The organism is Prosthecobacter sp., from assembly GCF_014879935.1.
Classification (GTDB): Bacteria; Verrucomicrobiota; Verrucomicrobiia; order Verrucomicrobiales; family Verrucomicrobiaceae; genus Prosthecobacter.
The window spans coordinates 1-14,121 of record NZ_JACSRD010000266.1 but is presented as its reverse complement, the minus strand read 5'-3'; the positions used below and the strand labels follow the sequence as shown (position 1 = coordinate 14,121).

Here is a 14,121-nt window from a genome sequence, read left to right as displayed (position 1 = left end):
GCAAAAGGTCATCCAAATGACACAGGACACACATTCCCACTTGCCAAAACCGGAGCCATATCAACGTCCTGGTTCTGATGATGGATGAGGCAGTTCGTGAGGCGATGCTGTTTGCCATCGAGGAAGAAGGCGGCGTTCACGTTGTGATGCAGTTCGCAGTGGGTGTAAGTGGTGACGCTGTCGCCCACGTCGGCCACGCCGCCGGCGGAGGAGCCGTTCCAGGCGATTTCGGAGTCAAAGACATCCATCTGCACGGTTTCGTGGGCGCTGATGCCCTCGTCACCGTTGGAGAAGGCCTTCACATTTTCGAGCCGAAGGCCGATGCGGTGACCGTGGATGTTGAAACCGTCGTTCGCGGCATGCCTTGCGGTGATGTTTCGCACGGTGATGTGCGAACAGGCGATGACCACGCAGCTTTCCAGCTTCGTCGGCGGGCGGATGATGCGTCCGGTGCCGGGCGCTTTTTCCGTCGGCCAGCGGAAGTAGATCGCGCCATCGGCGGTCCAGGCCATCTGGCCGGGTTTGAGGGCTTCGGGGGCGGTGTAGATGATCTTGCCAGTCTCGCCGCTGGCTCGTTCGGCCACGCGGTTGCGACTGATGCGCACGGGCACTTCATCGATGAAAAGACCGGCGCGTTGTTCATCAGCGACGGGTGGATGCTCGGGGATCGGCGTCTGGGTGGTCCAGAGGTCGCCGTTCTTGATCCAAGCCTTGTCAGTGATGTCGATGCCGAGGTCGATGATCATGCCTTTGCCGTCGAAAACGGCCGGCTTCTCCGGGGTGCCGCCTTCAGACAAGACCAGCGGAGTGCGTCGGATCTCCTGGGCGTGAACCGCGATGATCGAGAGTGAGAGGAGAAGAATCGAGCTCATGGCTGGACAAAGGCGTGATTACTTGATGAGTTCCGGCTCCGCCCACACAGCGTAGTTGCTCTTGGGGTCGAGACCGCGGGAGATCGCATTGAGTTGCAGCAGGGAAACGGCGGAGACGTCGCATTCAAAGGCATGCGCGGCGTCCGTGCCGTTCACGACAGCGTTGGCGAGCGGCTTGCCATCGCCAAGCACGATGAACTCGACGCGGCCCTTGTCGCCGATGCCAGCCTGGAGGCCTGCGATGGCTGTGAAGCGGTGATAAACGCCTTTTGGCAGGTGAAAGGTCAGCGCCTTGCCCATGCCGGTGCTGATGCCTGACGCGAAGGCTTTTTCCACCACGCCGCCTTTGTCAGCGACGCGAAGCCGGATCGGCACAGCCTTCACGCCACCTTCCATCACCCCATTGCTGGAGGCATGGCCCCAAAACGGAGCACTGAAGAAGTGCGATTGTGGATAGTAGAGATGCACGGCCTCGACCGGCCAGAAGGTGAAAATGCCAGTGCGCTCGCATTTTTCCTTCGCAGCCGTCTCAAACTTGCCCGCACCGAGGCAGAGGATGGTGTGCATCGCATCGGCGACGACCTGCGCGTCCTTGGTCGCGGCCCGGAGCTGGTGTTTTTCGACCGTGACAGCGTCGTCCGCATACAGCGCCTGCATGATCGGCACCGTGGCGCTGCGGGCATTGATGATGCCCTCGTGCACGCGATGCAGCAGCCGCCAGCTTGCCTCCTCGACCGTGGTTCCAAGCAACCGCGGCTGATAACCGGCGATGCTTACCGCGAAGTCGCCGTTTTCGATCGGCCCGTGCAGCAGCTTGCCTTCCATCACGGGTGTTGGCGGCATGAACTGCTGGAGCAGCGTGAATTGATTGTCTCCCGGAACGGTGTGCGACGGGCTGCCGAAATCCTCGATCACATGGCAGATCGTGCCCATGAAACGTGCCGCGTCGCCGATGTGGCCCGCCTTGATCGAATCGACCGCCTTTTGCATGAAATAGCGCAGCGATTCGAGGTTCACGACCTGCTCCGCCTGCGGCAGGTGCAGCTTTTGCAGGTACACCTCGCCAGGGCTGCTCTCCATCGCCGCGTACTTCGCGTTTGCCTTGTCGGAGTACACGTTGTCCGGGATCATGCAGTGTTTCGCCGCCAGCAGGTCGAATTCAGATCCCAGGAGCTGGCGCTGCCACGTGGGCAGTGTCTCCAGCGCACCTTTGGTGATGGCGAGATGAGGCTGCCCCCAGGCGAAGGCGTGACGCGATGTGAAGGTGCCCAGGCAGAGCAGCAGCACTGCCATGGAGGAACGGAAAAGGCGACAATGACCGGAGGGGAGCGGGATCGACATGAAGGGAGTCAGCAAACGTTCAAAAAAAGCCGTTCTGACCGTTGCATGCGAGCGGGTCAAAAATGGTCCAATGCGCGAAATGAACCCGCCCGGACGTGCCCCGGCACCCGAAGCTTTTCATGGGGAGAACCTGCCCCTTTTCAAAACCATGAAAACGATTCTTGCCCTCATCGATTTTTCCGACATCACACGCAAGGTGCTGGACCAGGCCCTCGCTCTCGCGAAGGCGTTCGGCAGCGACATCGCCCTGATGCATGTCATTCCCGAGGAACCCGTGGCGGTGGACTTCGCACCGGCCCCTGCGGCTCCCGATGCCGAGATGTTCAACGCCCGCCAGCGGCAGTTGTTCGGCCTGCGCGACTGGATCAAGTCGCACGGCATCAACGCGACCGCGCAGCAGTTTGAAGGCGTCGTCGTGCGGACCTTGCTCGACCAGATCGAGCAGCTCGATCCGGACATCGTGATCATGGGATCGCACGGCCATGGCGCGCTTTACCGGCTGCTGGTGGGCAGTGTCACGGAAGGGGTGACCGGAATGCGACGCGGCCCGTCCTCGTGGTGCCCAGCACGCCCGCCGCCGAGGAAAAGCCGGTGAAAACCCCGCAGGAGGAGGACGAACCGGCCAAAATGGCCGCCCTGGGCGCGCCGGGCGTGATGCCTGCACCGCTGTGATCATCGGCGTTTCAGAAGCCGGTGTTTGGAAACCAGCGGCTGAAGTGGTTGTCGTCCAACTGTGTCAGCGGAATCGCCAGCGGTGTCGGCGGACCTTGTTTCGCCCAACGCTGGAGGTCTTCCCGGTGACCGAGGTGGCCGAGCACATCGAAAACGTTTCCGGCTGAGCCCTCGGGCCATCCTTTGGTCACCTGCGGGTCCCAGATGGCGATGCCGGGATCGCCTGCGGCGAGATAGGCGGCGGCTTTCTGGCAGAGTTCCTTCGGTTTGCCGGTTTTCCAGGCGATCGCCATGGGATAGGCCTTGGTGTTCGTGCCTTTCGTGATGCGACGATAGTAGTCCATGTCGATCTGGCCGGGCGTCTTCGTGAAGGACGTGTGATAGGCGAACCACGTCGTCGCCAGATCATCGACGAGGCCGCGCCGGATCCAGTTGGGCAGATCGAGGCCCCAGCGCTGGTTGTCAGCCTCCTTTGCGAAGGTGCCGAGGGAGATCTTGTAGCGCTCCTTGCGGCCTTGTTTCGCCGCCGTTTCATCCAGCAAAGCCCGAACTTCCAGCATGAAGTCGGTCATGATGGCCGCTCGTGTCGCATGGATGCGCGGATCATCATCCTCGACCGATTTGGCATCGGCGTTGTGCATCTGTTTGAAGCGTTCGCAGAAGGCGTCCTCCCACAGCGTCAGCGGCATGCCACGATTGAAGAGGAAGCCGACTCCTTCAGGCTGCAGTTCCAGCGTTTCGCGAAAGATCTCGATCAAATGCCGCCGCACCTCCGGCACGGCGTAGCTCATGTAAAAGGTCGGTGTGCCGTCCTTGTCGAAGCAGCGCCATTCGGGGTGCTGATAGTAGAACTGGCTGTTGAAGGTCTCCTCATACGGCATCGAGCCGACCCAGCCTGCCGGTCGCAGCATCACGTGAAACTCCGCGCCTTGTGCCTTCGCGGCATCACGTGCGACCTTGAGCGGGTTGATGCCCTTCTTGAACATCGTTTCCAACGACTTTGTGTAGGCGGCATACGCGCCGGTGGGAAAATCGGTGGTGCCTTGGCCCGGATAGGTGCCCACCTTGCTCGGGTAGCAGACCAGATCGCTGCCCGTGACCTGGAACCACCACTTGCCGATGTCCGTGCCTTCAAAGCCACGGAATTCCTCCGCCAGTTCCTCCGCCGTTGTCGGTTTGAAGGGCCAGATCCAGCTATGGCCGTCAAACGTGGCGATGGAGGTGCGGTGCTTCGACTTCGCCTGACTCGCGACGACTTCGGCGTCGGTCATCGGCACCACTTTGACGTAACAAACCGTCGCCGGCAGCCCGGGCATCGGCGCGATCTCGACCGACTGCCCTTTCAGCTCGGCGGCGGTGACAAAACACTCCTGGATGACCGCACGGCGGTTTTCCAGCAGGGCGAGGTTGTTCGCCAGCCGGCGAAACACCGGCTCGTCGCTCAGTTTCGCCTTGATGCCGTTGCCGCCGATGTTGAATCCGCCGGAGGTCGTCGCCAGGCCAATGTAAACCGCATGCCATCCACGCTGCGTCAGCGGCAGCTTCACCACCGGTGGATTCGTGGCGCTGTAGATCGACAACGCGGTGCCTTTCATCTCGGCCGTGGCGAAGGGGATCATCTTCCACTTGCCCTTTTGGCGTTTGCCAGTGATCAGCGCGGCGGAAGGCTCCACCTTTGACCCATCGGTCATCACCACGGCTTTGTCAGCCTGGGACAAACGCCGGGAGTCGTCCCGGAAAAACTCGGCCGCAACGATGGGGCCCCATGAAGCCAAGCAAACCGCCAGAGTGATGAAGCGCGTCATGCCATCTGAACGCCGCCATGACTTGCGGTTTTGCCGGATCACTCCCACACGCCGAGCTTCACGAGCTGCTTCGTGGCCGCGCCGGCCCAATCACGGTTGGCCGCGGGGCTTGCAGGGCTGGGGTGGAGAACACGGCCGGTTTTGAAGGTGCCGCGCATCGTTTCCTTCGCTCGGTTCGCGCATTCCTCGGCATACGCGCCGACGCCGATGACCCACTCCGGCTGCAACGCGGCAATGACCGCGGCGAGATGCTCGTCGCAATGACGGTTGAGCACGGCGGCCTCGGCGGCGGGCAGCTTGTCGGGCGTGAAGTTGCGGCCGCCCTCCTCGATGAAGACCAGCGGGCAGTAGTTCGCGACGAAGTGCTCTGCGAAAAACGCCTCCGCTTTGCCGAAGCGCTGCGCAAAGTGCCCCCAGAGCCGGCGGCCGCTGACTTCGGACTGCGGGCAGTCGAATCCGAGCACGGGGCGTTTTGGATGTTCGCGCTCCGGTTTGCCGACAGGTTCGCGGATGCCCATCCAGTCGCGCACGGAGGCGATTTCGCCGAAGGGAACGCCTGTTTGCGTCATGCCGAAGGGGCCGGGATTCATGCCGACGAAGACGACGCGCTTCTTTCCTCCGCCAAAACGGCGCAGATAGGCCTCATGCGGCGTCCACGCGTAATCGAGCGGCTGGTACACATAATCGACCGGCGCGGCGAAGCGCAGGGGGCGCAGATTTTCACGCAAAGCGCGGGCGGCGGCGATCAAGGCATCAGAAGACATCGGCCGATGAGATGCGTGGATGTCCCTGGCGTCAAGCGGCGCAAAAAAAGCTCGTATCCGAAAAGGCGACCGCTAGAGTCCGCCGCCGTGATGCAAACCCACGCGCTCCACGCGGTTCTGGCCGCCGTCTGCCTGCTGAGCTCCGCCACGGCGGGCGAGGCAATGAAGATCGTTCTGAAAAATGGCGCTGAGTTGCGAGGCGAGGTGCTGAAGGAACGCGAGGACTCCATCGTGCTCGACCTCGGGCACACAGTGCTGACGGTGCCGCGTTCGGATGTCTCGATTTTCGAGAAGGTGAATGCCGCCGCGACCCAAACGGCCGCCGTGCAGGGCGAGGACATCTACTTTGTCGAGCCGGGCCGTGAATCGATGACGGTGGAAAAAAACGTTCAGCGCGTGGCGGAGTCGGTCGTGCAGATCCAGACCGCGTCCGGGCTCGGTTCCGGCTTCATCATCAACAAACTCGGGTATGTGATCACGAACCAGCACGTGATCGCCGGCGAGCGTGAGATCACGGTCGTGGTGTATCGCAAAAAAGCCGGCGGACTGGAGAAACAGCAGTTCCCGAAGGTCAAAATCATCGCGATGAACGGCTTTCTCGATCTCGCCATCCTGCAGATCGACGATCCGGCCGCGGAGACGCTGCCATTCGTGCCGCTGGGCGATTCGGAGCTGCTGACGCAGGGGCAGGAGGTCTTTGCCATCGGCAGTCCGCTCGGGCTGGAGCGCTCCGTGTCGAAAGGTATCGTCAGCATCCGTGCGCGTGAGAATGGCGGGCGCTGGTACATTCAGAGCACCACGCAGATCAATCCCGGCAACTCCGGCGGGCCGCTTTTCAACGCCCGTGGCGAAGTGGTGGGCGTGAACAACATGAAGGCGGCCGGAGTCGGCGTGGAAGGCCTGGGATTCTCCATTCCGGCGAATGTGCTGCGCCTGTTCCTGAAGAATCGCGAGGCCTTTGCCTTCGATCCGCGCAATCCGAACAGCGGCTTCCGCTATCTGCCACCGCCCGGACCGCCGGAGGAAAAATCAAAGGCGGAGTCTGTAACTCCGCGCAGTTGATTTCCCCATACGGGTGCAGGCCGCCATCCGAACGATTCATTGTCATGAAACCCCCACGCACGCTATCCGCCCTCCTGCTGCTGCTCAGCAGCCTCCTTCCTGCCTCCGCCGCCGACCGGCTGGAGCAGTGGTACAATTTGATGCCAAAGAACACCGCCGCCGTGATCGCGGTGAAGAACACCCAGGAGCTGCTGGCGGACTGGGATGCGAGCACGTTCGCGAAATTCATGCAGGACGAGGCGGTGCAGCGCTGGACCGCCCCCATGCGCACCGAAGGGGATGCGCCGTGGGACAAGTTCTTCAAGGATCACTACGGCGTCGGCATGCATGACACGCTGAAGGAGTATCCAGGCGCGCTGGTGAGCTTCCTCGTGCTGGACAAGCTGGACGATTTCAAAAACAACCCGCCTAGCGTGGCTCTCTGCGAGATCGGCGGGAAGCAGAGCGAGATCGAGGCGCTCAAGCAGGCCGAAGTCGAGGCGGGCAAGAAGGACGACGCGGATCTCAAGCTCGAAACCGCCGAGATCGGCGGTGTCAGCGCGCGGATCGCCACCTCGGAGCCGGAAAAGGACCGGTGTTTCACCGCCTGGGCCTTCGTCGGCGATGTGATGGTGGAGTCCACCTCCCGGAAGCTGCTGGGCGAGATGATCCGGGCCGTCAAAAGCGGCGCGGGTGATGCTCCGGGGACCGCGCGTGAGCATCTCGCCCGCATCGGCCAGCTCACGAACGGCGGCGGGGACGTGATGATCTACCTGAATGGCGTGAAGCTGCTGGAACTGGGCCAGAAGGCGCTCGAGGAGGACGATCAAAAGAAAAAGGAGGAAAAGAAGGCCGCGGGCGGCATCGGCTTCGAGATCAAGCCGAAGCAGATCATGGACATGTTCGGCGCGCAGGAGCTCCAGGCGGTGGCTTTGACCATGGAGATGCAGGACACGCAGATGCGCACGGATTTCATCGTCCTGCACCCGGAGAAGCCGACGGGGCTGGTGTCGCTGATGCGTGCCACCGCCAATGAAGTGGTGCTGCCGGCCTTCATCCCTGCGGATGTGCTCCAGGGCGCGGTGACGCGGTATGACTTCGGCAAGTTTTACGACGGCGTCCTGGGCATGGTGATGAAGCTGGGGCCGATGGCGCTGATGGTCACCATGCAGATCCCGCAGTTCGAGCAGCAGCTCGGCTTCAGCATCCGCAATGACCTGTTCGACAGCCTTGAGGATGAGATCGCCACTGTTCAGGACGGGGAGCTGGACCAGCAGAGCCAGGTGATGATCTTCAAGATCAAGGATGCGCAGAAAATCGGCGGTGTGCTCGACAGCCTGAAGCGTTTCGTGGGCGCGGGCTTCGGCGCGTTCGAGGAGGCGGATTACCTCGGCTACACGGTCAGCACGTTGAAGCTCTCCCAGACCTCCAGCGCGGCCTCGGAGGTGGCGTTTTGCAACACCGGCAAGCACCTGCTGATCTCCATCGGAGACAAACGCACGCTGAACAAGGTGCTCTCCCGCATGAAGGACCCCTCCGGCCCCAGCATCTGGGAGAATCCGCAGGTGGAAAAGCTGCTGGCCGCCGTGCCGCCGAACTACGGCGGCGTCACGGTCACGGATGTGGGCAGCTCGATCAACATGCTGGCCACCGCAGCCAGCGCGATCGAGGCGCAGGGCAAAAAAAAGGCCGCTCCTGGCAAAAAGAAGGGCCCGGGCAAAAAGGCCGCGCCTGCGAATGAAGACGCCGAAGCGGCCGCGGACGGCAAGATGCTCGATCCAAGCGCCATTCCGGCGAAGGAGGTGTTCCAGCGCTACTTCGGGCGCATGCTCGGCACGCAGTATTCCCATCCAGATGCCATCCAGATTCACTACCTCGTGATTCCGCCGGAAGGCGAATGATCCCGCGAGGCGTCTGCCTTTCTTCCTCCATGCGTCCCGTTCTTTTCTGCCTCCTCGCCACCACCATCCTCGCCGAAGGGCCCGCGCTCTACTTCGACGGCCCGGAGATCGTCAAACTGGACTGGAACACCTCCAGTCCGCGCTCCGGTGACTTCAACGGTGACGGCCTGACCGACATCGCCATCGTGAACTCCGCCCGCGCACGGATCGAGTTCCTGCTGCAACGCAAGGAGGGCGTGCAGCCGGGCGAGGCGGAGAAAACCGCCCGCACCGACCGCTGGAACCCGATCCTGGAGGTCTCGCGCTTCGACAAACGCCCGCTCGTCATCGGCCGTGCGGCCACCACGCTGGCCGTGGGTGATTGGAATGGCGACAAGAAGACTGACATCGCGTTCATCACCGACGACGACAAGCTGGTGCTGCGCATGCAGGACGAAAAAGCCACATGGGCGGAGAAAAAGGAGTTCACGCTCGATTCCGCTGCTGACGACACGGAAACGCTCATCGCCCTCGATTTAAACGGCGACGGCCGGGACGACATCGCCTTGCTGACGGACCGGCGGTTGATGGTGTTGCTGCAAAAGACAGCCGGTGGCTGGGCGGATCCGCAAAACCATGCTCTGGGCGAAAGCGGCAGCGCCGGCCTCAATGCCGCAGACCTGGATGGTGACGGGCGTGTGGATCTTTTTTACACCGCACAGGAGGGCGATGCGCTGATCGTGCGGCTCCAGCATGAAGGCACCACGTTTGGCGAGGAGTGGCGGCTGGAAATCCCCGCCACGCGGCATTGGCTGCGGCCGCTGCGGCTCGGCGGGAAGAAGACCGGCGTGGCCTGGATTCAGGACAAGACGAACAGGGTCGAGGTGGCGAAGCTGACGCAGGGAGCGGCCGAGCCGAACGCCGACCAGGCGGCGACGATCCGCCACGCGATGCCGCCGACCGATTCCAAAAACGGCGCCGTGGCCTATGGCGACCTCACGGGCGACGGTGTGGCGGATGTGGTGATGTCCGAGCCGAAGGCGGCCCGCGTGTGGTTGTTTCAAGGCAGCGCCAGCGGGGCTTTCAGCGCGGGGCGTGAGTTTCCCGTGCTCAGCGGCGTCGAATCGCTGGCCATCGCGGATGTGGACGTGGATCAGAAGCCGGATCTCGTGCTGCTGAGCCCGGGTGAGCAGGCGGTCGGGGTGGCTCATTGGCAGGAAAACCGTCTGTCGTATCCCGAGATCGTTTATCAGGCCAAGGAAGGCGAGACGCTGCTGACGCTGACGGCCGGATCGCTGCTCGGAATGGATGACGCGGGCATTCTTTGCGTCAGCGAGCTCAAATCGAAGCCGCAGCTCGTGACTTTGCGCAAATCGGCCTCCAGCAAGGGCTTCCTGGCCACAACGCAGGAGTTGGGAGTCAAAACCGGCCGCATCAACGGCATCCGCGTCGTGGATGCCAATCAGGATGGACGTGGAGATCTGGCGTTGTTTTCGAATCTGGGGCCGTTGCAGCTCCTGCTGAGCACGGCGGACACCAAAGCGCCCTTCAAACGCGTCGAAGGCATTCCAGACAGCTTTGTGGCGAAGCTGGCCCCGGCCGCGCTGACCACGGGCGATCTCGACGGTGACGGCAAGGAGGAGTTCATCCTCGCGCATCAGCAGCTCGCCCGCGCCTTCAAGGTCGATGCGGAGGGCAGGGCGACGGTGGTGGAGCAGTTCAACGCGCCCGATGCTGCGGCGGAGCTGCACAGCGCGCTCGTTTCCCGCAGGAACGGCAAGATTTCCGTGCTGCTGATCGACGCCACGCACAGCAAGCTGCATGAACTCACCGCCGGCGAGGATCGCGTCTATCGCACCGATCACACGCATCCGCTGCCCGTGATGACGCCGGACCGCTGCGTGCTGATCACGGCCGAAAAAGCCACGAAGCTGCTGCTTCTCGCCAAAACGAGCTTCCAGATCGCCCCGCTCGACGGAAACACGCTGAAGCTGGAGACGGTGGCCAGTTTCGACAGCGAGCTGCAGGACACCACGCCCGCCGATCTCATGGCTGCGTCGTTTTCCGGCGGAGATCGCGATGACATCGCGCTGCTGGACACGGCGAAGAGCCGCGTGATCGAGTTCTTCCAGCCTGTGAACGGCTCGAAATGGCAAAGCGCGATGCATTTCCGTGTCTTCGAGACCGACCCGCATTTCCGGGGCAAGACAGGCCTGCAAAACGAGCCGCACGATTATGCGGCGCTGGATCTCGACTCCGACGGCCGCCTTGATCTGTGCCTGCTCACGCACGACCGCGTGCTGCTCTACTTGAGAAAGAAGTCGGAGTAGCTGCGCAGCAGGCGGATCATCTCGCCGGAGCGGGGTGACCACAGGTACCACCAAAGGGTCACAGCGCCGCCACCGAACCAAAGGAACACGCGCCAGGCGGCCCTCCGCCTGCGGATGAAGCCGAGGATCAGCAGCACCAGCGCCCAGGCGCCCGCGGCCACGAGCAGGATGACTTGCGGCAGCGGGAATCCAAAAAGCAGCAGGAATCCCGTCCACAGCATGATCGCCAGCTCGATCAGCGTCAGGAAGGCTTCAGCGAGTCCGGCGATGCCGATGCCGGAGCCGGACATGGGCTCGATTTGTCCCAGGGGCATCCAGGTGCCGAAGGCGGGTGTGGGCAGCCTTTGGCGGCTGCGCACCTTCGAGTAGGAGTCCGCCCACTCCTTCTCGCCGACGAGTGGAAGTTCACAACTGCCCGGATCGAACGGAACGGTGGTTTCCGCCGGTTCGGGCTCGGCGGTGAGAGTGCGTCGGCGAATCTGGCTGCGGCCGGGCTGATCCTGTGTGGCCGGCGTCGCATCGGACGCTGGACTGGCTGCGCTGGAGGGATCTGCTTTCATCTGGTAGGCGCGTCGGGTTACCCCATAAGACCTCCAGGCTCCCGCCGCACTCTGGCAATGGTCATGAAAGGTCATGTCCGGGCATGACCTGATCGGAAGGACTAATCGAAGCGCTTGCGTTGAAGCGAAGCCTTGACCATCGGTGGTACAAGGAGCGGCCAGATCGCCGCGCCGGAACTTGATGGACACGAAACCGATTTCCCTGCTGCTGGTCGATGACCAGGTGCTCTTCCGCGAGGCCATGCGCACGCTGCTCTCCCTGGAGCCGTCTTTGAACGTGGTGGCGGAGGCATCCCACGGCGAGGAAGCGGTGCGGATGGCCGCGGAACACCAGCCACAGGTCGTCTTGATGGACTTGAGCATGCCGGTGATGTCGGGTTCCGAGGCCACGCGCCGCCTGCGAGCGGCCAATCCCGAGGTGCGGGTGCTCGTTCTGACGACTTTTGACGATGAGGAGGGCGTTTTCGATGCCCTGCGTTCCGGCGCCTCCGGCTACCTGCTGAAAAACACGCCGGTGGCCCAGCTCGTGACGGCGATCCGCACCGTGGCTGAAGGCGGCACCTACCTGCAGCCGTCCGTGGCCACACAGGTGGTGGCGGAGCTGAACCGCCTTTCCCAGCGCCCGAATTCCGACGCCGCCCACCGGGTGATGAGCCTGCTCTCACTGCGTGAGATGGAGATCCTGCGCCACCTCACGCGGGGCATGAGCAACAAGGAGATCGCCGCCGCGCTGAACATCACTGAAGGCACGGTGAAGAACCACATGACGAGCATTTTCGACAAGCTGGAGGTGCCGGACCGCACCTCGGCCGCGCTCAAGGCCCGCGAACTCAACCTGGGCTGAGGCGGAGCGCGGCGTGTCGGGAGAGTTGCGCCGCGCGGACGCTTGCGCAGGCGGATTTCATGCCTCACATCAGGCGCACATGAAACGCCTCTACCGCCACGCCCAGATCGCCAGCGAAGATTCGCCAAAGCTGCAGACCGCCGACGTGCTGGTGGAAGGGGAAAAAATCATCGGCGTGGCCGCCAGCATCGAAAAAGCCGATGACGCGGAAGTCATCGACTGCTCGGGGCGCATCCTGATGCCCGCGATGTTCGACATCCACGTGCACGCCCGCGAGCCCGGGCAGGAGGAGAAGGAAAACATCGCCACCTGCGCCGAGGCGGCAATCAACGGCGGCGTCACCGGCTTCATCATGATGCCGAACACCTCTCCGGCCATCGACAACGCGGGCGTCGTGCGCAGCGTGCTCGAAAGCGCCCGGCGCACACGCATCGGTCCTGGCATTTTCACCAGCGGTGCCATCACGAAGGGCCGCAAGGGCGAGGAACTGGCCGGAATCGCCGGCATGAAGGCCGCCGGCGCGGTGATGCTGACGGATGACGGCTTCCCCGTCGATAATCCGCAGGTGCTCCGCCGTGCCATGGAGTATGCGCGGGAGTTTGACATCCCCCTCGCCAGCCACTGCGAGGTGAAAGAACTCAGCGGCAAAGGCTGCATGCACGAGGGGAAGGTCAGCTACGCCCTCGGCCTGCCCGGGATCCCGGCCATTTCGGAGGAAATCTGCATCGCACGGGACATCCGCCTCGCCGAATTCACCGGCGTGCATCTCAACATCCAGCATGTGAGCACCGAGCGCGGCATGGGCACGATCAAACGCGCCAAAGACCGCGGCATCCGCGTCACCTGCGAGATCGCGCCGCACCATCTCCTCTTCAATCACGAGCACATCGGCGACTACAACACGCACTACAAAATGAACCCGCCGCTGCGCACGCCGGAGGACAACGCCGCGCTGCTCCAGGGCCTCAAAGACGGCCTCTTCGACGTCATCGCCACCGATCACGCCCCGCACACGCCTTTCGAGAAAAACCAGGACTTTGCCAGCGCCCCCTTTGGCATCACCGGTCTCGAAACGGCCCTCGTCTCGCTCTACGACCGCTTCATACGCCAAGGCATCCTCGACTGGAGCGTCATCGTGAAGCGCTACAGCGCCGAACCACGCCGCATGTTCAAACTGCCGCCCGTCCCTGTCAAAGAAGGCGGCATCGCCGAGTTCATCGTCTTCAATCCGCAAGCCACGACGACCTTCAGCCGCGAATTCATGAAGTCGAAGAGCATCAACACGCCGTTCCTCGATCAGACGCTGCAAGGCATGGTCGAACGGGTGATTTATCGCGGCGAAGAGCTCAAAGCGTAGAGTCCCAAGCCGGCACCGACTTCGCGGCAGCGTCGTGGAGTGCGGTGGCAGAGATGCGAGGGGCACCTCGCATCGACGACACCGCCGTCGAGCGCTGGAAGAAGGCTCTCCGGCCTTTGCACGCCGTCCGGCGCGCGACAGCGGCGTCGCGCCAAGGCTTGCCGCACGCACTCCACGACGCTGTCGCGACTTCGAGAACTCCAACCAGACAGCACTTGCCGCTCCGGGTGCCTCCCGCTAGCATCCCACGATCATGATCCGCGAGTTCACCATCGAGAACTTCAAATCCATCGAAAGCCTCACGCTGCCACTGGGCCGCGTCACCGTGCTGATCGGTGAGAATGGAGCGGGGAAGAGCAATGTGCTGGAGGCTTTGGCTTTTTTTTCCGCCGCAGGCCATGGCAAACTCGATGAAGAGTTTCTTCATAACCGCGGTGTGAGGATCACTTCTGCATCTAATGTGCTATGTGCTTTCAACAACGCTCAAAACCACTCTTTTGAAGCAGGTATTGCGACCGTCGGCAAACCAATAAAGATTCTCATTTCGGACTTGTCTAAACTTGAACATGGCGAGCAAGGATGGGGTGCTAGTGGTTCGGAACGGCCAAGTCGAGGGGTGAAAAGCGGTGTTGTGGTGGTAAAAGAGGTGCATGGC

The 14,121-nt window shown here is 62.6% G+C and carries 12 protein-coding genes; 7 read left to right on the top strand and 5 right to left on the bottom strand.

Features of this window, described 5'->3' with window-relative positions:
• Nucleotides 1-8 precede the first annotated feature (8 nt).
• Both IAE77_RS29435 and IAE77_RS29430 read right to left on the bottom strand, forming a co-directional pair.
• Entirely contained in the window at nt 9-872 is an 864-nt protein-coding gene (locus IAE77_RS29435) for a hypothetical protein (RefSeq protein ID WP_294235006.1), read from the bottom strand.
• A gap of 18 nt (nt 873-890) precedes the next feature.
• Entirely contained in the window at nt 891-2,165 is a 1,275-nt protein-coding gene (locus IAE77_RS29430; RefSeq protein WP_294235004.1) for an NPCBM/NEW2 domain-containing protein, read from the bottom strand.
• Nucleotides 2,166-2,361: 196 nt separating this feature from the next.
• Between IAE77_RS29430 and IAE77_RS29425 the strand changes: the two genes are divergently transcribed.
• Entirely contained in the window at nt 2,362-2,808 is a 447-nt protein-coding gene (locus IAE77_RS29425) for a universal stress protein (protein ID WP_294235002.1), read from the top strand.
• Between the two features lie 88 nt (nt 2,809-2,896).
• Here the strand turns inward: IAE77_RS29425 and IAE77_RS29420 are convergent, their stop codons facing one another.
• Both IAE77_RS29420 and IAE77_RS29415 read right to left on the bottom strand, forming a co-directional pair.
• Complete coding sequence (locus IAE77_RS29420; RefSeq protein WP_294235000.1) at nt 2,897-4,690, bottom strand: hypothetical protein; 1,794 nt, start codon at nt 4,688-4,690, stop codon at nt 2,897-2,899.
• A 38-nt stretch (nt 4,691-4,728) separates the two neighbouring features.
• Entirely contained in the window at nt 4,729-5,454 is a 726-nt protein-coding gene (locus IAE77_RS29415; protein WP_294234999.1) for a uracil-DNA glycosylase family protein, read from the bottom strand.
• A gap of 90 nt (nt 5,455-5,544) precedes the next feature.
• Between IAE77_RS29415 and IAE77_RS29410 the strand changes: the two genes are divergently transcribed.
• From IAE77_RS29410 to IAE77_RS29400, 3 genes are read left to right on the top strand one after another with little or no spacing between them, the layout of a single operon-like run.
• Nucleotides 5,545-6,516 (top strand): trypsin-like peptidase domain-containing protein, encoded by a 972-nt coding sequence (locus IAE77_RS29410; protein ID WP_294235008.1) that lies wholly within the window; start codon nt 5,545-5,547, stop codon nt 6,514-6,516.
• Between the two features lie 44 nt (nt 6,517-6,560).
• On the top strand, nt 6,561-8,396 hold the full coding sequence (locus IAE77_RS29405; RefSeq protein WP_294234997.1) for a hypothetical protein: 1,836 nt from the start codon (nt 6,561-6,563) through the stop codon (nt 8,394-8,396).
• A gap of 29 nt (nt 8,397-8,425) precedes the next feature.
• Entirely contained in the window at nt 8,426-10,705 is a 2,280-nt protein-coding gene (locus IAE77_RS29400; protein ID WP_294234995.1) for a VCBS repeat-containing protein, read from the top strand.
• Here IAE77_RS29400 and IAE77_RS29395 read toward each other — a convergent pair.
• Nucleotides 10,681-11,265 carry a hypothetical protein gene (locus IAE77_RS29395; protein ID WP_294234993.1) on the bottom strand — a complete coding sequence of 195 codons (585 nt, stop codon included), beginning with the start codon at nt 11,263-11,265 and terminating at the stop codon, nt 10,681-10,683. The genes IAE77_RS29400 and IAE77_RS29395 overlap by 25 nt on opposite strands.
• Nucleotides 11,266-11,446: 181 nt before the next feature.
• Here IAE77_RS29395 and IAE77_RS29390 point away from each other — a divergent pair, with 181 nt between their 5' ends.
• From IAE77_RS29390 to IAE77_RS29380, 3 genes are all read left to right on the top strand, one after another.
• Nucleotides 11,447-12,109, top strand: a complete 663-nt coding sequence (locus IAE77_RS29390; RefSeq protein WP_294234992.1) for a response regulator transcription factor — start codon at nt 11,447-11,449, stop codon at nt 12,107-12,109.
• A gap of 79 nt (nt 12,110-12,188) precedes the next feature.
• The gene (locus tag IAE77_RS29385; RefSeq protein WP_294234990.1) at nt 12,189-13,466 is read left to right on the top strand and encodes a dihydroorotase; all 1,278 of its coding nucleotides are present in this window, start codon (nt 12,189-12,191) and stop codon (nt 13,464-13,466) included.
• Nucleotides 13,467-13,719: 253 nt separating this feature from the next.
• A partial coding sequence (locus IAE77_RS29380; RefSeq protein ID WP_294234988.1) for an AAA family ATPase occupies nt 13,720-14,121 on the top strand: 402 nt, incomplete at its 3' end.